General features: G+C 42.9%; 15 protein-coding genes. 7 read left to right on the top strand and 8 right to left on the bottom strand.

The window, feature by feature from the left end; translation table 11 throughout:
- Window positions 1-421 precede the first annotated feature (421 nt).
- Window positions 422-643 (top strand): HP1242/YdcH family protein, encoded by a 222-nt coding sequence (locus AAEY97_RS07210; RefSeq protein ID WP_162023902.1) that lies wholly within the window; start codon window positions 422-424, stop codon window positions 641-643.
- A 62-nt stretch (window positions 644-705) separates the two neighbouring features.
- On the opposite strand, the gene AAEY97_RS07205 is transcribed toward AAEY97_RS07210, so the two are convergent.
- Window positions 706-1,881: a type III PLP-dependent enzyme gene (locus AAEY97_RS07205; RefSeq protein WP_011638842.1), complete on the bottom strand. Its 1,176-nt coding sequence runs from the start codon at window positions 1,879-1,881 to the stop codon at window positions 706-708.
- Between the two features lie 358 nt (window positions 1,882-2,239).
- On the opposite strand from AAEY97_RS07205, the gene AAEY97_RS07200 reads away from it, so the two are divergent.
- The gene (locus tag AAEY97_RS07200) at window positions 2,240-3,073 is read left to right on the top strand and encodes a mechanosensitive ion channel family protein (RefSeq protein WP_350997666.1); all 834 of its coding nucleotides are present in this window, start codon (window positions 2,240-2,242) and stop codon (window positions 3,071-3,073) included.
- A gap of 617 nt (window positions 3,074-3,690) precedes the next feature.
- On the top strand, window positions 3,691-4,908 hold the full coding sequence (gene rbsK, locus AAEY97_RS07195; RefSeq protein WP_350997663.1) for a ribokinase: 1,218 nt from the start codon (window positions 3,691-3,693) through the stop codon (window positions 4,906-4,908).
- A gap of 128 nt (window positions 4,909-5,036) precedes the next feature.
- Here rbsK and AAEY97_RS07190 read toward each other — a convergent pair whose 3' ends face one another.
- Window positions 5,037-6,011, bottom strand: coding sequence for a nucleoside hydrolase (locus AAEY97_RS07190; RefSeq protein WP_350997660.1), 975 nt, complete (start codon window positions 6,009-6,011; stop codon window positions 5,037-5,039).
- 463 nt (window positions 6,012-6,474) lie between these two features.
- Between AAEY97_RS07190 and AAEY97_RS07185 the strand changes: the two genes are divergently transcribed.
- A complete protein-coding gene (locus tag AAEY97_RS07185; protein ID WP_101085159.1) occupies window positions 6,475-6,891 on the top strand; it encodes a hypothetical protein in 417 nt (138 codons plus the stop codon).
- Complete coding sequence (locus AAEY97_RS07180) at window positions 6,888-7,082, top strand: helix-turn-helix transcriptional regulator (RefSeq protein WP_162023905.1); 195 nt, start codon at window positions 6,888-6,890, stop codon at window positions 7,080-7,082. Before AAEY97_RS07185 ends, AAEY97_RS07180 begins: the two co-directional genes overlap by 4 nt.
- Window positions 7,083-7,238: 156 nt before the next feature.
- Here AAEY97_RS07180 and nhaC read toward each other — a convergent pair whose 3' ends face one another.
- Window positions 7,239-8,651 (bottom strand): Na+/H+ antiporter NhaC, encoded by a 1,413-nt coding sequence (nhaC, locus tag AAEY97_RS07175; protein ID WP_350997657.1) that lies wholly within the window; start codon window positions 8,649-8,651, stop codon window positions 7,239-7,241.
- A 514-nt stretch (window positions 8,652-9,165) separates the two neighbouring features.
- Between nhaC and AAEY97_RS07170 the strand changes: the two genes are divergently transcribed.
- Window positions 9,166-10,299, top strand: a complete 1,134-nt coding sequence (locus AAEY97_RS07170; protein WP_350997696.1) for an ADP-ribosylglycohydrolase family protein — start codon at window positions 9,166-9,168, stop codon at window positions 10,297-10,299.
- Here AAEY97_RS07170 and ovoA read toward each other — a convergent pair.
- From ovoA to AAEY97_RS07150, 4 genes are all read right to left on the bottom strand, one after another.
- The gene (gene ovoA / locus AAEY97_RS07165; RefSeq protein ID WP_350997654.1) at window positions 10,271-12,433 is read right to left on the bottom strand and encodes a 5-histidylcysteine sulfoxide synthase; all 2,163 of its coding nucleotides are present in this window, start codon (window positions 12,431-12,433) and stop codon (window positions 10,271-10,273) included. The two genes, AAEY97_RS07170 and ovoA, sit on opposite strands and share 29 nt — an antisense overlap.
- Before the next feature lie 115 nt (window positions 12,434-12,548).
- Window positions 12,549-13,682, bottom strand: coding sequence for a MalY/PatB family protein (locus AAEY97_RS07160; protein ID WP_350997651.1), 1,134 nt, complete (start codon window positions 13,680-13,682; stop codon window positions 12,549-12,551).
- A 101-nt stretch (window positions 13,683-13,783) separates the two neighbouring features.
- Window positions 13,784-14,443 carry a thiopurine S-methyltransferase gene (locus AAEY97_RS07155; RefSeq protein WP_162023909.1) on the bottom strand — a complete coding sequence of 220 codons (660 nt, stop codon included), beginning with the start codon at window positions 14,441-14,443 and terminating at the stop codon, window positions 13,784-13,786.
- A gap of 98 nt (window positions 14,444-14,541) precedes the next feature.
- Window positions 14,542-14,889, bottom strand: coding sequence for a hypothetical protein (locus tag AAEY97_RS07150; protein WP_101085154.1), 348 nt, complete (start codon window positions 14,887-14,889; stop codon window positions 14,542-14,544).
- A 292-nt stretch (window positions 14,890-15,181) separates the two neighbouring features.
- Between AAEY97_RS07150 and AAEY97_RS07145 the strand changes: the two genes are divergently transcribed.
- On the top strand, window positions 15,182-17,014 hold the full coding sequence (locus AAEY97_RS07145; RefSeq protein WP_101085153.1) for a protein kinase domain-containing protein: 1,833 nt from the start codon (window positions 15,182-15,184) through the stop codon (window positions 17,012-17,014).
- A gap of 124 nt (window positions 17,015-17,138) precedes the next feature.
- Here the strand turns inward: AAEY97_RS07145 and AAEY97_RS07140 are convergent, their stop codons facing one another.
- The gene (locus tag AAEY97_RS07140; RefSeq protein WP_350997646.1) at window positions 17,139-19,535 is read right to left on the bottom strand and encodes a zinc-dependent metalloprotease; all 2,397 of its coding nucleotides are present in this window, start codon (window positions 19,533-19,535) and stop codon (window positions 17,139-17,141) included.
- Between the last annotated feature and the right edge of the window lie 37 nt (window positions 19,536-19,572).

Raw genomic sequence — 19,572 nt, 5'->3', positions numbered from 1 at the left:
GTTTTGAATATTAAATTCTTATAACCCAGACTTTAACCTAGTCTTTAGGGGGATAAGGTTAACTTGATCACATATAAATTCATAATAGTTAATATTCATTCGTTAAATTATTACTAATATATGTCCAAATCCCACCAAATACACCCGTTTCAGCATAGTTGAAGGTCGATAGAAACAACAAATATCTTATCTCGCTTAACAATCATTAACGTGATTTACATCAAGTTAACCTCGCTAAAATGGTTTTAGGCTGAAGGTAAGCATAACCACTGAGCATAAAGTTAATCAATATTAGATTCAACACATCTCATTTCCAAATTGTGTTGCTGCTAAAGCAAGCATCATTGTTATTGGCATAACATCTGATGAATGCAAATTAAAATGAATCCAAATCCGCTGACTCAGCTTAAAGGAGTAACTTATGTTTCCAGAGTACCGAGACTTAATCTCTAAACTTAAAGTCACAGATAAGCACTTTATCAAAAAGTTTAATGACCACAATCAACTCGATGAGCAAATTACCGCACTAGAAAAGCACAGTAGTAGTGATGCAACAGCTGAATTAAAACTAATGAAAAGCACGAGATTACACCTTAAAGAACAAATATTAGATATTTTAAAAAATCATCAACAAGAGGTTTAGGCGCACATAAAAATAAAGGACGCTAGTGCGTCCTTTAGGATGTCGTCAAACTACACCATTAATTAAAGATAATAATCTTTAAGTGGTGGGAAGCCGTTAAAACATACTGCTGAATAGGTCGTAGTGTAAGCACCAGCGGTTAACCAGTACATACGGTCACCAATGGCTAAATCAACCGGTAAACCATAGCTATAGTGCTCATACATAATATCGGCACTGTCACAGGTTGGGCCAGCAATAACGCACTTATCTAACTCGCCTTTGCGCTCAGTATAGATTGGGAATTTAATCGCTTCGTCCATGGTTTCAATTAAACCAGAGAACTTACCCACATCTGTAAATACCCAGCGCTCTAATGCAGTGTTTGATTTACGCGAAATCAATACCACTTCAGATACCAATACACCAGCATTTGAAAGCAATGAACGGCCAGGCTCTAGAATAATCTCAGGTAATTCGTCACCAAAATCTTCTTCTAGGAAATGCTTAATCTGCTGAGCATAAACACCTAGTTCATTCGTTTTATCCATATAGTTGGCAGGAAAACCACCCCCTAAATTGATCATTTTTAACACAATGCCATGTTCTTCTTTTAAACGGTCGTAAATGCTTTTCACTTTACCGATAGCAGAATCCCACGCACCGATATCACGTTGTTGTGAACCAACGTGGAAAGAAATGCCATGCGGTTGTAAGCCTAACTCTTTTGCCAATACTAATAAGTCGTACGCCATTTCATTTTGGCAACCAAACTTACGTGATAAAGGCCAGTCGGCTGTGTGTGTACCTTCAGTTAAAATACGCAAGTACACTTTTGAACCAGGAGCTTCTTCCGCAATCATGCGTAAATCGGCTTCAGAATCTGAAGCAAACATACGTACGCCTTGTTCAAAGAATGATCGTACATCAACGCGTTTCTTAATGGTGTTACCGTAACTAATACGATCAGCAGAAACACCTATCGACGTGACCATTTCAAGTTCGTAAATGGACGCGATATCAAAGTTTGAACCTTTGTCTCGTAACAAGGTTAAAATTTCTTTGGCCGGATTTGCCTTAACCGCATAATAGATATTAGCGAAAGGAAAATTATTAACCATATCATCATATTGTTTCGCAACGATTTGGGTGTCAATAACTACAAATGGCGTTGGCTTATCTTTAGCAAATGCCTCAATGCGGTCAAACGTGTCCTTGTCATAATAATCTGCAACATCAATCGATTGAAATTGGCTCATTAGGCCAGTGCCTCCTGTAAGTAGGGCGATAAAAGTGTCATTACGAATCTGTAAAAACATGCGCAGTAAACGATATTTTCAATCAATACGCAACGAATTTTTATGCAAAAAGTATACTTTTTTATTCTTCGAGAAATATCAATAACACGCAACACATTACTAGCTTAATACACTGCGTTATTGATTGGTTTCTGCGTCTAGAAAGTATAGACATTTGTCAGGAAAATGCCCATAAAGTCGTTGGAAATATTTTCGCCGTGATGGCATTTAACACTCATCACAGACTTACACCTTAGAGTAAAAAGTTGTTATCATCCAATTTGATAACAACTTAACGTGCTTCAATAAGGAACATAGAATGAACGAACCCAGTTTAGATCAAGAGCTCCAACAACTGCAAAATGTCTATAGCGTCATCACTGAGTTTGTTGTTGCGTACAGCTTTCAAATTGCGGGTGCGATTATTATTTTCTTATTGGGGCTTTGGGTGGCAAACAAAGCCGCCAACGTTGTCGCCGCTCAACTGAAAAAACATAACATTGATATCACCCTCAGTAACTTTGCTTCCAACTTAGTTAAAATCATTATTATTGTGATGGTTGCTGTTATCTGTTTAGGCAAACTAGGGATTAGCGTAACGCCAATGGTGGCTGCTATTGGTGCTGCTTCACTCGGAGCAGGCTTGGCATTACAAGGAATGTTATCTAATTATGCTGCCGGCATTACCATTATTGTCACCCGCCCTTTTGTGGTTGGCAATACCATTGAAATTAAAGGTGTCAGCGGTGTGGTTGAAATCATTAAACTAGGCCAAACCATATTAACCAACGAAGAAGGCGAACAAATCAGTATTCCCAACAAGCACATTGTCGGTGAAATTTTACATAATTCATTCGCTTATAAATTGGTTGAAAACAAAATTAACATTGATTACCAAGCTGATGCGGGTCATGTTATCCAATTAATTAATGGCGTGCTTGCCGCTGCTCCGGCAATTTATCAAGACAAGAAACCATTAGTCGGCATCAATGGATTTAATACTGTGGGGATAGAAGTTGGTGTACGTTATTGGGTACCGACAACACGCTATTTCGAAGAGAAGTACCACACTAACCTAGCCATAATCAAAGCACTCAATCAAGCCAAAATTAAGATACCTTGCCCGGTAAAGGAAATACATTTACAGCACTAGTTTTGATAGCACTCGTATTCACAGTTCTGTATTCACAAGGCTAAAGGTTCTCTTCACCGCATAAAGTCTCACGATTGAAAGGGCTGCATATAAGGCTGAGTGGAAGCAGTTGCACTTTTTAGTCCATTCAATCTAACTGGCCCTAACAAACTGAATTGGGGCCAACAGACTATTGCCACCAATGGAGATTCCCGCGAGACTATATTGAATAAAGCAATTCATCACGTAGTAGTGGGCTGATCCACAAAGAATGCAATGAGAATAGCAGTACAGACTGCTACAATAAATAATCAAAACAATCAACTACTTACTACAGGATAGCAAACTCGATCACCATATATTTACTCTCAAAAACCACTGTGAATAGAATGAATAATATAATATATGCAGTAAACCCCGTCTTCCTTACTAAGTACATTTAATGAAACTCACTTCACTAAGCGCAATAAATTAAGCTGATTTGACTAAACTCATTTAAGCAGACTCATTGAAATAAATGCGACCAAATCATTCTCCCCCCCAAACAACCAATAGCAAACGAACCAACTGGTTCACTTTGCATGTTAAGCTCTGGTCTTTATCACAATTTATTTTCTGCTGAAGCACTATATTCCATTATGAAAAAACTAAGTCGAAATGAAAGACTGGCTGTTATTCTCAAGTTACTCAGTATGCATAAAAAACTGTCTAACCAAAAAATATCCACATTACTGGCAGTAACCGCTAAAACGGTTCGTTGTGATCTCGTGCAGCTGGAAAAAGACGGTCTAGTAAAACGAATTCATGGCGGAGTCTGTCAGTCTGAAGGCGCGAATATCAAAAAGTATAGCTTGGACGCTATGTTGGCAGAATTACTCGACCGCAGCATACTGAATGACAGCAAAGAACTCGACTCAAACCAAGGTAGATTAATCAAAATGAAACATAATGTATTTGTACTTGGCTCATTCAATGTCGATATTGTGGCAAAATTAGCACGCTTTCCCCAACCGGGTGAAACCTTGCATTCAAGTAGCAGTAGTATTGGCGCTGGCGGCAAAGGGGCAAACCAAGCTTATGCTGCGGCTAAAAATGGTGCCCATATTACCTTTATGACTAAAATTGGTACTGATCAATTTAGTCAATTTGCGCGCCAACACCTCAACAGTACCGGCATAGACAACACGATTATCCTCGAGTCATCAACTAGCCCGACAGGTACCGCGATGATTTACGTTAGTGAACAAGCTGGCGAGAATATGATTGCGGTCAACGAAGGCGCAAACATGACGCTGACCGATGATGAAATACACTCAGCCAAACACCATATTGTTAGTGCACAATTATTTTTAACCCAGCTTGAAACCAATTTTGATGCTATCAAGCTCGCGATGAGCATTGCCAAAGACAATGGCGCAAAAGTGATCCTCAATCCGGCGCCGTATCATCAGAGAACTCTCGAGTTATTACCTTTGGTTGATATGATCACCCCTAATGAAACAGAAGCTTCGTTAATGACAGGAATCGAAGTAACCAATCTAGACAGTGCTAAGCAGGCCGCGATTGCAATACATGCCTTAGGCGTAACATCGGTAGTCATCACTCTCGGATCTGATGGGGTATTACTTTATGAAAATGATCACTTCACCCTGCTAGATGCACTAAAAAGCGCGGTTGTTGATACCACTGGTGCAGGCGATGCTTTTAATGGCGCTTTAGTCGCTGAGCTTGCTAGAGGCAGTACACTGCATCAGGCCGCTAAATATGCCAACGCTTATGCGTCACTCGCTGTTGAGCGCCTCGGCGCAGCAAATATGCCAGACGGCTCACTTGTCGCAGCAAGACTTAATGCTTAATAGCGAGTGCAGAGTTCTAATGTAAAGCGCTAATGTAAAACACTAGAGTCGAACTCCCATGAAAAAAGCGCAGTGATTACTGCGCTAGTGTTAGGTAAGCGGTATTAGTCCGCCAGATGCCGACAGTGCTATTTCAATCTTGCGGCATAATTGATAATACTGTCGCGATATAGCTCCAATAGTTCGGCATCTCTGACCGCGACTGCAACCTGTTGCGGCGCCTGATTCATCCATTCATCATGCGGGTAAACACGGTCATCAATCTTCTGAATGGTCATTCCTTCGGCAACACCATCGACAACGACTCGTATTGGCCCTTCTCTAAGCGTGAACAACTCTGGATTAATCACATAGGCAATTGCAGATGGGTCATGCACATGGCAAGCTTCTAAGCCCACTTTTTCACTATAAAACCTCAAATAGAACCGGCTAACATCCCAAATAAATTGGCCAACGTCGCCTGCATTGTCGCGCAATTGATCAAGAAAATCACGAGTAAAAAAGCTTTGTTCAGTCACATCTAAGCCAATCACAACCACAGGCCATGAGGCCGTCAACACCATATCAGCAGCATGAGGATCATCGTGTACATTAGCTTCGGCAAAAGGGGTCACATTACCGCGATGGCCGTTCTCACCAAAAGCGCCACCCATAATGACCACCTTGTTAACTAAGTCGACAATGCTTGGGTCAGCCTGAAGCGCTAGCGCAAGGTTAGTTAACGGACCGATGGCCACTAAAGTAATCTCACCAGGCTCCGCCTTTACAGCGTCAATGATGTATTGATACGCAGGCCGAGGATCAGCTTGACCTTCTACTTCGGCTGGGACATTCACATCACCAAAGCCACCTTCTCCGTGAACAACGACCGTTGGGCCAACTGGAGGACGTACGATAGGTTTACTCGCGCCTGTGACAATATCGGCCTGCAGCTGAAATTTTTGTTTAAGATAAAGCGCATTACGGGTCGCATTTTCAATGGTCACATTGCCATAAACCGTGGTGATGGCCTTAAGATCAATATCGGGATGTGCTTCGGCAAAGAGAATAGCAAATACATCATCAATACCGGGATCTGTGTCTAATATTATTTTAGTTTTCATGGGGATCACTGTCCTACTTTATTAAGTGAATCGATACACTATAAGGTTTTACTGAATATCCTGCGATGAGACTCACAGGCCCTTCAATGCATACCAACAAGATATTCGAAGATGATTAACGACTGCGACAAACGAACGGTTACAGGGTCCTGAGGCTCATTAAATCCCTTGGCACTATACAAAAATAGTGCCGACAGAAGTGTGATTGTTCGTCAAACTTTAATCTGTAAGTGAACATAATGGTTCACTTACACGTGTGCAACTGGCTATAACAAGTTTGATATGAAATAGGCCGAATATTATATTTTGCCTTACATATCCCACCTTTTAACCCGAGTTGAGGTTAATTTACAACACCTCGAAAAAGTAAAGCTTACTTGACAAGCATTAATAGATTGCGATAACTTAAAGTCAAGCTTAGTTGACATAATGACAACTAAACACGACCAAGGGAATGTTGATAATGTCGCCACTAACACACAATCAAGACTGGAAAAATACCAACAAACATAATACAGCTCGTTTAGCAAAATGGACTTTAGCGTGGGTGATAAGTATGGCCGTCGCCAACTTTGGTCCACAATTTATTTGGCAACAAGATGTCATCACCATAATGGCCATTGGCATTAATTTCATGATGGGTATCGGGATGATTTTAGCCAATAGACGCCAACTACTTGGCTTAGATGAATTGCAGCAAAAAATTCAATTAAATGCGATGGGCCTCAGTCTGGGGGTGGGGCTAATTGTTGGCTTGAGCTACTCAAATTTAGACACAACAAACTTAATAGCTGGTCACGCGGAAATTTCTCACTTGGTGATCATTATGGGACTCACCTATTTAGTCGGTATTATTTTAGGCCATAGGAAGTACCAATGAAAAATCGCCTAAAAGTACTCAGGGCAGAGCAAGACCTGACCCAAGCACAACTAGCAGACTTACTTAATGTTTCCAGGCAGACGATCAATGCGATCGAAACTGGTAAGTTTGATCCTAGTTTGCCATTAGCCTTTAAAGCGGCACGTTTATTCAAGCTACCTATTGAAAGTATCTTTGAAGACGAAGTGTAGCTAATAGTATTTATAATCAATGTTATAAATACTATGTTATAAAAACAATGCTATAAAAAATGTTAAACGCTATGGCGGTCGATTCAGCTCAAGCATTGGCTAAATTTACAGTCTTAACGCTAACAGCCCTATGGATTGATAAGAGATTAATATCCTTTACGCCAAAGCTGGTTTAGTTTTCGGTTTGAGAAGACCAATACCAAAGGCGGCCATTGCCACTGCTATGATGGCATTAAGGTAGTTGAAAAAAGCATAGGGCGCGTAGTCAAGTACGTCTACCCCTAGAGTGGCGGTATAAAAGGCACCAGCTGTGGTCCACGGAATAAGGCCTGTAGTCATAGTGGCACCTTCTTCAACTGAGCGCGAAAGAATGGCGGCCTCTAAATTTTGTTGCTCATATTTGGGCTTAAACAGTTGGCAACTGAGAATAATCGAAATATAAGCCTCTCCCATAGCAATGTTACCTAAAAAACCGGACATAATCGTCGTCGTAATAAGGGTGGCGGTGCGCTGCACTCTTTTTATGATGCCGGCTAATAGTGCGGTGAGAAATCCCGCACCGTGTAAAATGCCGCCTAGCGCGATAGCCATTAACGCCAGCAGCAAGGTCCAGCTCATACTGCTAATGCCGCCGCGACCAAGCAAAGCATCTAAACTGGGGATACCCGTTGATTCGGGCGTATTTTCCCACAGTGCATTAAGCACGGAGATAGCACTTTCTTGCTGATAAAAAATCGCGATTAGTACGGCGAGTATTATGCTGCATGACATCGTCACTTCTGCGGGCACTTTTCTAATGCTCAGTACCGCGAGTAAAATCAGTGGTAATAACGTAATCAGCGGCGTAAGGCTGTAATTGTTGGCAAGTGCAGTTTGAATTGAGGTAACTTCTGCCAAGTCTAGATTTTGTTCACTATAGTTCAATCCGATCACTAGAAATATTAAGAAAGTGAGGATAAAGGTCGGCGTTGTGGTGAACAGCATGGAGTAAATGTGTCGATAGAGATCCGTGCCAGCACTCATAGCAGCGAGGTTTGTGGTATCTGAAATCGGCGACATTTTATCACCGAAAGTTGCACCGCAGACAATCATACCTGCGACTAAAGGCAGTGGAATATTCATCGCAGAGCCGATGCCAATAAAAACCACGCCTAAGGTGCCGACAGTACCCCAAGATGTTCCAGTTGCTAGCGACATCAAGGCGCACAGTAATAAACCAACGGCCAAAAACAAACTCGGACTCAGCCAACTAAGACCATAATAAATAAGCGTGGCGATGGTGCCACTGTGCATAAAACTAGCAATCACCATGCCGATCAATATAAATATATAGATGGCAGGCATGGCTCTGGTAAGGGCACTAGTCATCAACTCACGTATATGTATATAGCCGTAACCAAGACTAAAAGCGTTGAGTCCTATCCATAACAAGCACAGAAACATCAGTGTATGCAGGCTGATCCCTAGACCAAAAAGTCCACCCGCTATGGTGATGATAATCACGCTAAAACAGATAAGAGACTGCAAAAAACTAGGGCTACGGGGTAAGTTGGGAGTGATTACAGACATTGGCACACATTATGGTAACAATTGGGATGAAGCTGAGTATATCAGCACAAGTAATTGGGTAAACTACAAACAAGCAGGATATTAAAAATAAACATTTTATCTATTACAACCAGTAGGTTAGCAACCAAGTAAAAGCCAACTCAAAAGATATATCATCACAGAGTGCTGCACATGATTATTTATACATTCATTTACAAGCTCATTTACAGGCACATTTATAAACTCAATGGGTTACATCCTCGATATCCTCTACGTCCTCCCCATACTCAAAAAGCTATTGCGCTTGTCGGGTTGAAGATTTTGGTTGCGAAATAAATTTAGCCTATTGCCTTAAAAAAACGTCTAGTTTTGTATAAATAACGTATCTAGTATGACCACATACGTTTTTAATCAATATTCACATGGTAAAAATTATCCATTCGTTATCGATTCACAACCTATTGTTGCGGAGTCTATTGTTGCTGTATCTAATGCAGATACGTATTCTTTTTTACCATGTGAAAGAGGCATTATCATGAATCACAACCCTTCTCAGCCACTTCGCGTTACCTGGGCACTTAAAACAAGCTTTATTGCTGATGCTTTGGCCATGCCAGTGCATTGGTATTATCAACCAATGGAAATCGAGCGTGCCTTTACTGGTGGTATTGAGCACTTTGAGGCCGCACCTGAGTTTCACCCTTCATCTATTATGTCCTTGCACTCCAAACATAAAGGGGGGCGACAGTCCAATGATCGGTCGTCTAAGGGGCATTCAGCTAACGATCAGTCGCCGCAAGTGGTAGGCGATATTATTTTAAAAGATAAGGCGCAGTTTTGGGACAAACCGAATGTGCATTATCATCAAGGCATGCAGGCGGGTGAAAACACCCTCAACGCCCATTGCGCTCGAGTAGTGATGCGCACCCTGGCGAGTTCGCCACAACCCTATGACCGACAAGCATTTGTTAATGCCTACATTGACTTTATGACAATGACTCCCGCCGCTCATCCCGATACTTATGCAGAGTCCTACCATAGAGGATTTTTTGCTAACTTGGCGCAGGGACGCAAGCCTGAAAACTGTGGCATGATAACTCACGACACGGCATCTATTGGTGCATTGGTGACCATAGCACCTTTGGTTTTTTCAGAACGACTTAAGGGCATAAGCGAAGCCGAAATAAAGATTACCTGCCGAGCGCATCTGGCCTTAACCCATCCTGATGAATCTTTAATGCAGGTATGTGATAGCTACGTGCAACTGTTGTGCGCTCTGATGGATGGGCCGGATGAAGCAGGCGTTAAGGCTCTTTTACTTGAAGCAAGCATAGGCCTAACCAGTACTAATTTAGCCGGTCTGTTAAAACGTAATGTGCCCGACAATCAGGTCGTCGGCCAAATATTTTCAAGGGCATGTTATATTTCAGATTCTTGGCCTGTCGTCTTGTATCTGGCCTGTAAATACCAAAATGATCCTTGGCAAGCACTGCGAGTGAATACTAACTTAGGCGGTGACAACGTACATCGAGGAATAGTGCTGGGAACCTTACTGGGATTGCAAAGCGATGCTGTGGCCACCAGCTGGTTTGAACAACTGGCAGACCACAAATTGATTGCTCAAGAAATTGAGACACTTATCAGCGTGGCAAGCGCTCCCAAACCGTAAGTTCAGACAAAGTATGCTGAAACTTGTGCTGAGTTTCGCGGATCACAAACGGGACTTTGCGCGGCTCACCAACCAACTTAAAATGGCTTGATAGTTGATCTTTCAAGCCATCTAACGTGCTGTAGTTTTCACCATCTTTTTTGAAACCACCTATCCACTCTTCCTTAGGTGTATGTTCTTCCAACCACGTGTAAGGCGATGCAATAATAAGCAAGCCGCCATCATTGATGCGCTGTGCCATATCCGCCAGAAAACGACTCGGCTGGTAGAGTCGGTCAATCAAATTAGCTGCTAAAACTAAATCATAAGCCGTGAATTGGGATTTGAGGTTACAGGCGTCGCCTTGATGAAATGCGACACGGTTTGCATAAGTGTCCAACCCTAATTCTTGCAGGGTACGAGTATGATAGCTCACTAATTCGCCTTCTTCGGCACGGGCGTAACGCACTGCGCCTTGCTGCGCCATTTTAGCTGCTAGGCGAGTAAAGTTTGCTGAAAAATCAATACCGTCTACTTCATCGAACTGGCGGGCCAACTCAAAACTTGCTCGGCCACAGGCACAACCTAAGTCAAGTGCTTTACCGGTGGGTTTACCCTTCATTGCCTCAAGTGCAATATCAGCTAAAGCTTTAGGAAAATTCTCTACGCCATACCAGGTGTCACCAAAGTGAAACTCTGCATATTCTGACAATAATTGGTCACTTTCGTAGTAAGCCTTAGGAGACGTTGCATCAACTTCAGAGGCAATATAACGAAATCCGGCGTGCTGCGTAAAGTGACGCCTAAATGCATAACGTGCACTAAGACGCGCTTCGTTTCCACTTGAAATCCATGAACCACCTTTGATCAAGTTGTGTTTACCATCAAAAGTTGGCGTGGTGAAATCGTCATACAGTGGATGTACTTTAAAGTTATCGAAGGGGTAAATAGGCGTTTCAGTCCATTGCCATACGTTGCCCACCACATCAAACCAATTGCCATGTTGATAGCGTGTTACCGGGCAGCATGATGCAAAATGGTCGAGATGCAAGTTTGCATTGGCCGCGCTGCTACCCAGCTCTTCTACGCCCGCTTGTGCACACAATCGATACCATTCGTCTTCAGTTGGCATGCGAATTTTCTGTCCAGTTTCTTCAGTCTTCCATTCACAAAACGCTTTCGCTTCATGATAGTTAACTTCGGCAGGCCAGTCCCAAGCCATATCAATTTCTTCCGTCATTAAGCGCAAGCGCCAGCCATTGTGCCAACGCCAAAATGCTGGGTGTTTTGCCTCAGTAAATTGCCGCCAAGCCAGACCTTCATCACTCCAAAAACGATTATGCTCATAACCACCGTCCTCAACAAACTCGAGGAACTCCTGATTGCTGACTAAATATTGGCTGGCTTTAAACTCAGCTACCTCAGCCTGATGTTGGCCATATTCATTGTCCCAGCCATAAAATGCACTATCAAATGATTGTCCAAGATTAACTGAGCCAGCTGCGACGCTTATTAGTTTATTTTTTGGCGCCTGGCCAGCATCTTTACAAGCTGGCCATTGAGGTAATGGCTGGACTTTAGCCAACTCATGTTGGCGAATGAGTACCGACGATGTCTCAAGGTGAATACGCTCGTGCTCAATACCCATGACGATGGGCCACCAGGTATTTTCCCAATCAATGGGTAGGGCAAGGTCCAAGGTATCAATTAATGTTAATACTGTGGCGCGCACTTTTGCACGGTAGTCTTTTACCGCAGCAACACTGGGCCAGTCATAACTGTCTTCAGACAAATCATCCCAGCTCATTTCATCAACGCCCACAGCAAAAATAGATTCCATATGAGGATTAATCCGATCGGATATCAGTTTTGCCAATAGTAGCTTGTTGATGAAAAAAGTGGCCGTATGCCCAAGATAAAAAATAAGCGGGTGGCGCAAAGGTATAGGTTTTTGATAGAAACCAGTATCGTCGCGCAAACAATCAAACAGTTGCGTATAGGTATCAAAGGTGTTGGTGAAGTATAGCGCTATTTCTTGGCGCTTATCATCCACGGTGCCACTGTCCAGTGTAGGGGTTCGGCGCAATGATCCAGAGTCAACAAATGTTGCGGATCGTTTAGCCATTCCTTGAGCGTTTTGTATAGGTAATGTCATCGTGAAACACGTTCCTTTAATTCTTATTCTATATTCATACGATTAACTACTGGATAAAGGGTCAATTTTTTTACTTTATATTGATATTACCCGTAAAAAAAAGTTTTGCCGGTGGTTAAACGTCTCTGCCCTGCAGTTTTTTAATTGCTTCGACTAAGTAATCTCGTGAACAGCCGAAGTTCAAGCGAAAACAGTCTTTATCACCAAAGTCTCTGCCCGCTGATGGGCCGACACCTTTGGCTTCACACCAGGCTTGCGTATCGGGGACTTGTAAACCGCTGGCATCAACCCACAGTAAAAAAGTCGCCGCGGGTGAGATAGCTTTTAAACCGTCGATGTTGTTGATTTCAGTCACTAGATAATCACGATTTTCAGTTAAATACGCCACTTGTTGTTGATGCCACTCATCGCAATGCCTGAAGGCTGCATTAGTGGCGGTAAGACCTGTGACTGTTACCGATGGTAACCTGCCGCGGGCTGCATGGTTGAATGCTACTCTTAATTTTTCGTTTGGAATAATAGCGAAAGACGTACCTAATCCCGCGATATTGAATGTTTTACTGGCGGCCATTAATGTCACTGAATACTCAGCCAATTCTGGGTGTGCACTGGCGGGTAAATGTGGCACCTCATCTAAAATTAAATCACAGTGTATTTCATCCGAGCACAGCATGACGCCATGTTTTCTGCATATTGCTGCAATTGTGTCGAGTTCTGCTTGGTTTAAGACGGTTCCAAGCGGATTCATTGGATTACACATAATAAATAAGCTGGCTTTAGGATCCGCAGCAGCCTCTTCCAAGGCATCAAAATCGAGTGTCCAGCGACCATCCACTTCTATCGAGCCGATACAAGTTCGCTTGAGATGATTAATTGCCGGTGCAGCCAATATAGGAGGATAATTGGGTGTTTGTACGATAACCGTATCACCTGCTTGGCAATAAGCTTGAATAGCCACATTAAATGCAGGCACCACACCCGGAGTCCACACTAGCCAACTAGGATCAATCTTCCAGTTATATTGACGTTGACACCACGCCACAACGGCCTCACTGGCATCGGTATCGTGAGCTGGAAGGGTATAACCGAACAGGCCATCATCAATGCGCTGATGTAAGGCAGACAAAATAGGCTCAGCACAGCGAAACTCAGTATCAGCAATCCACATAGGCAATATATCTGTACCTTTGTATTTTTCCCATTTATGGGCTTTTGACGATGTGCGGTCAGGTTTATCACTGAAGTTCATTGCGGATCCTTTGATTATTCATTTGCTAGTCTACAGAAAACAGCCGACTTAGCCTGTTATAAAAAAACCTACCGATGTTATAGGTAGGTTTTAGGGTCTGTTTATGATTTTCGGGTCAACTTATAAACGGCTTCATTAAGCCAAGGCACGTGTTTATTCATAAACCTCGGATTGTCAGCCAGTACATCAACACACTCCAATAATTCAACATCAAAATATGGTGTTAAATAGCTTTTAACCCAATCTGGACTGACTGCAAATGGCGGCCCTTTCAGAGTATCTTGTAGGTAATCTAGGGTAATTAATAAGCCACTTACATTCGCCGGTATAAGCGCAGCGAGTGCTTTAACATACTGTTGGCGCATTTCTTCTGGCCACGCAATCAGGGCAGCACGATCGTAAAAACCACTAATCGACGCTGTTGCACTTTTGGGTAGAGTAAAAATATCCCCTTGATATAAGGTGACTTGATCGGCAGAAAAGACTACATGTTCGTCGGTATGATTAACTTGATAAGTAAGATCATTGTCGGTAAAAAATTGTTCAACTGCGAGGGTATTGAGTTCACATCCCAGCACAGTATGGCGCTGCTCGGCCAAATAAAACATATCCAATGATTTACCACATAGAGGAACGAATACCTCAGTGTTTTCATTCAAACCAATATGCGACCAATATTTTACTAAAAAAGGGTTCACTTGGTTTTGGTGAAAACCAATTTGTTGTAACTGCCATTTTTCATGCCAAAAGCTGGGTTCCATGATGCTATTCTTCAGTCAAGTTGCTAATGAGATGCTGGCTACTTTAAAGACTAAAAAAAAAGGATGCAACCTCCCTTAATGATTTGGCATTCAACTGCCTAAGCTTTACCGTCTAGTGTCATTTGTACTTGCCTTAACCAACGACAGTTTTCACATTGGCACTTTCTGCGCGACATGTGGTGTGGGCTTAAATTTGAGTCAATGTAATCGACCGCTATTAATAATTGTTGCTTTAATTGGTCAACCGACTTCATCTCAAGCGCAACCATTTCATCGTTATGATTAATCCATAAACACTCCTCCCCCTGATGACAGGTTATGCATTGCTCATCACTTTGATTAAAAAACACTGCATGGGGACAATGGGTGACTTCCATTGATTGTAAAATTCGCTGCCGAGGAAAATTAAATAGCTGAATTAAATCAGCTTTATTTATATTATGCATATAACCTCTCACAAAAACGTTGATTAACTAGTACAGCCATAGTACCGAGTGTTGATTGATTTTGATTTGATATAGGTCAAGGTTTACTTATCATAATTTTTTAGATAGGAAGCGACCATTTACAAATCAAAAAGCTTGCTCACAAAACAATACTGGGCGGTTTTTAATAAAAGAACAGCCATGTTTAAATAGACTGCGCTGATGTGTGGATGGAATCTGTTGTTTTATATAAGAAGCACTTGCCGCAGTAAGGTTAATCAAGGTTTAATGGGCTTAAAAAGGAGGCTTACCTTTGCAAACACCGCAACTGCAACACTTTTATATCAATGAAGAGCAGTCCATCTATCTGCTCAGCGCCAATGATGCACGCAAGCATAAGGCCTGGATCCGCTTGTGTAAGCAACAGCTAAGTAAATTGGGATATCAGCAAATTGAATTTATTGGTAAGGGAGCCTATGGCTTTGTATTTGCGGGTATCAATGAGTTTAGCCAATCACATGTGTTTAAATTCTCAAGGGTAAATTTACCCCAAAGCGTCCAAGATAGGCTTGAAGAAGAAGCCTATATGCTTAGCCAAGTAAAACACCCAAATATACCTGGGGCGATAAAATTCGAGCGGGTCGGTAAGCAAGGCATTTTAGTAATGGAGCGAGCTCAAGGCGAAGACCTCGACAAAATTTGCCAGCGATTAGGGGCTTTACCGCCGGTAATTATCGTCAGTATTGCGAGACAATTAGCCAATATTTTATATTATCTGCGTAAGGGTAAGCCTTTAGTGCATGGCGATATTAAGCCATCTAACTTGGTTTATGATATTGAAACCGACAAATTGTCGTTAATCGATTGGGGATCTGCGGTATTTGCTCAGCGAGATGAACACGGCCGCGCGGTCGATGACAATGTCATGTCCTTACTATCAAGCGACCAACAGCACACTAACGCGCGCATGGGCGATGTGTATTTTATTGGTGACGAACAACTAAGCGGTGCGTTATCTACGCCTCGATTCGACGAGCAAGGCGCTGCTGCAACCTTATATGCGCTCGCATCAGGACAAATTAGCCGTTTCGGCACAAAAATCATTCCAGCCACCAGCATAGGATTACCTATCGAACTGGCAAAAACACTCGATGCAATGCTCAGTGATGATGTTGAACGGCGCAATCTTGCGGGTGACTACTTTCTCAAAAGCCTGCGCCACAGCCATCGAATGCATTTGCCGATATTATCGACACCTCCGCTAGCACCCGACATTCCGGTGTGGGCTCAACCGCGATCTAAAGCCGTCGAAACCGTAAGTTACAGCTCGCGTAAATCGTTTTTGAAAGAGCACAATACTCTAGATCCCATTGCCAAAATGGATGATGTGCAATTAGAAAAATACTATCGCAATTTTATGGTGGGTATGGCCGATACCGAAAAAGGCTTTATTGCCGCAGTAGGCCGTTTAGCACAGTATCCAATCGTCGGGGGTTTGGTGATCCATTGGCAAGAGTCTGGGGTGTTTATCGACTCCAATTTAGCTATTTACGATCCCGACAGTAAAGCGCCGTTAGTGTTAGCAGTAAATAATATGGTCACCATGGCGCGAGGAATTAAGCGGATTGGGGTGTTCAAGGCTTGCTTCTTTAATGCCAAAGACACCTTACACCTTGAGCGAAAAAGTACCGAGCACCAATATAAAATAACCGGTGAACTGCAAATGCCTTTTGAGGTCGGTGATGTGCCCACCTTAGAAGATAAATCTCGGCTGCACTCATACTTTGAAGACGGTAAAGATCCGGAAGAAAACTTGGAACTGCCAGCAGAAATCATGACCGAACTGGGGTGGTTAAATCAAATCCACCATACTGGCTGTATTATTTTTGAAGCGCTACCAAACCATTTAAAAATCCACAGTTACTTACGTTTATTAAATCCACGAAAACAGGCGGCATTTCGAGCCTGTTTGGATCGAATTATTACTCACGCAAATAAAATTCAAGGTCATGGCATTTCAGGTTTTATGAAACTGCCCTATAAAAACACTCGCCAATTTAGCCATATCGATCGTAAAGCAGATGATTTCTACCCTAGAAACCCTAAAGTCATCGTTGCAGAAGCCACTTTACCGCAAACAAAATAGCCATACTCCAAACACTATCATCATGCTGTTGCGTTGATACAAAGCAATACGCGACCCCAATAGAGGTCGCGTATTATCCGCTATACATCACTCAACACTCTCACCAAACACTATCAGCCAACACTTAAATTGGCGAGCCAGGAGGCAGGTCCACCGGCTTGGTGATTAATCGATAAGTAGGATCTGTCATGCCTTTAGTGATACCTTGAAACAGCCAATCGTAATGCGCCGATTGATAATCGCTGCCACGGTTACTGCGGCGTTTAAGTTGCTTAATAATATAGTCAACTCTTGCGGCTAACTGTGCTTTGACTTCGGGCGCTGTTTTAGGGCTATGGTACGTTGCTAACAAACTATCAATCACCACTGTATTGACGCGCATTTGCATCGCTAGGCCCTGTCCACTCGGTAAGTCTTGATACAAACTGGCACCCGCAAGCTTATCGATTAATTGAACCACCGACAGTTGCTGACTGTCTTCCATATAGGCCTGACTGACACGGTTTAAACGTTCAGGGGTTAATAATTGCGCCACAATATGACGGCTCAACACTTCTGCCATCGCCACAGGATCAGTTATCACGCCTAAGTTTGATCCAAAGCTTTCACGAGTTTTTCGATAATTACCGGCTTTTGGCACTAACGCTTGCAACACATTACTTGGTACTAACAAGCTCTCTGTTTGCAAACTCGCCAATAATGCATCGAGCGCAGCAAGTTGCATTTTAGGCCGAATATAATTCCAACGTACGCCAGAACCTACTTGCTGATAACTGTAATCCGTCCCGCCAATCCACTTTGCTGCGGCTTCTATTTGATAACGCGTGAGCAAATATATGGGCACAAATACATCGGCTAATTCGCCATGAGGTTCACCGGCTAATAAAGCATCTGAGTTAAAGTCATCCATCGCTTTACGACGCACTGTTTCTAAACGTACTAACTCTGCTACCGCATCGTTACCACGATCCCATAAACTGGCGTATGCATTACTGGCGCTGGCACTACGAGAGTCTGCTTCCCCAATATATCGAAAGCCTTTAGTTAGGGTCGACGTTAACAAAGACTCGGTCTGCGTAAGGCCTCCATAACCATAAGCGATGGTGTATTTGTCCCACTCACCAATTCCTTCGGTGTAAGGCGTGGCAATATTAATTTTATCGCCTTGAATACTCACGTACGGATGCGGATAATCCATTACCGAAGCATTATCGTTTGTTGATGCAGCAAAGTTATGGTCAAGCCCTAAGGTATGGCCCACTTCATGCGCTGCTAACTGGCGAATACGGGCAAGCGACAATGCCATGGCGGCATCAGCAGCGGCTTTACGATCAGGCCAACCAGCCGTTAGCCCTCGAGCAATAAGATGATCTTGACGTACTCTTAAGCTGCCAAGCGTGACATTACCTTTAATGATTTCACCGCTACGAGGGTCGGTTACTGCTGCGCCATATGACCAACCTCTTGTGGCGCGATGCACCCATTGGATCATGTTATAGCGAACGTCTTGAGGGTCTGCACCTTCTGGCAACAATTCAACTTTAAAGCCGTCAATGAAACCGGCATCAGTAAATGCACTTTCCCACCAACGTGCACCTTCCAATAATGCACTGCGAATAGGCTCAGGTACACCTGGGTCGAGGTAATAAATGATAGGTTTAACCACTTTACTGGGAGCATCACCCGGAGTAACTTTTTCTAATCTGTGGCGCAGCAAATGGCGTTGAGTCAGTGGTTGATCAACTGCGGTAGAATAATCGGCATATTCATCAGATAAATAACCGCTCATGGGATGATAACGACGAGGTTGATAACCCACATCAGGGAGTTGCACAAAGGAATAGCGCACTTGAACAGACAACAATTTACCGTCTGGAGTAACTTGCTCAACTTGCTTGCCTGCTTTGCTGGCTTTAAAGGTTAAATTAACATTAATATCAGCATTACGTTCAAACGATTTAATCTCTTGCGGCAATATCACTGAGCGGCTGCTGTCTAAGCTGTACAAACCTTGCTTAGTTGCCGTTAATACATCCGACACCCCATGCAAATCATTAATCACTAGGTCATTAATCGCGACTAATGCCGTTTTACCTTCAACTAATTTACCGCGCCATAAAATCGATTCAGCAAAAGCTTGTGTGACCGCTTGACGCTCAGCAACGTTATCACTGGAGGCGCGAAAATAGGTATTAAGCTGCTTGAGCACAACATAAGGACCATGCTGTTCAAATTGTACCATTCGGGTTTGGCCGAGCTGGCCACGGTCTAAACCGATATCATTTGAACCAACACCATGAGGTAAACTGGTCAGCAATAGAAAGGGTTGATTGAGCTTATCCGCTTGTAAATAAAGCTGTGCGGATTTGGCATCATAAAATAGATTGATAAAGCCTTTTGCCACTTCAGCATTATTAATTATTTTTTGGGCTGAGTCGCTGGCAGCCATTGCTGCGTTAGAAAGTAATGTTGCTGGTGTGATTGCCAGCAACAGCGCCAATGAAATACTTCGGCGGACCATAATTAATCTCCCTGTCGTTTATATCCTATCTTCAAAA

The organism is Shewanella sp. TB7-MNA-CIBAN-0143 (genome assembly GCF_040310065.1).
In the GTDB taxonomy this organism is placed as follows: Bacteria; Pseudomonadota; Gammaproteobacteria; order Enterobacterales; family Shewanellaceae; genus Shewanella.
The sequence above is the reverse complement of the archived record's forward strand: the minus strand, read 5'-3'. Positions and strand labels throughout refer to the sequence as shown.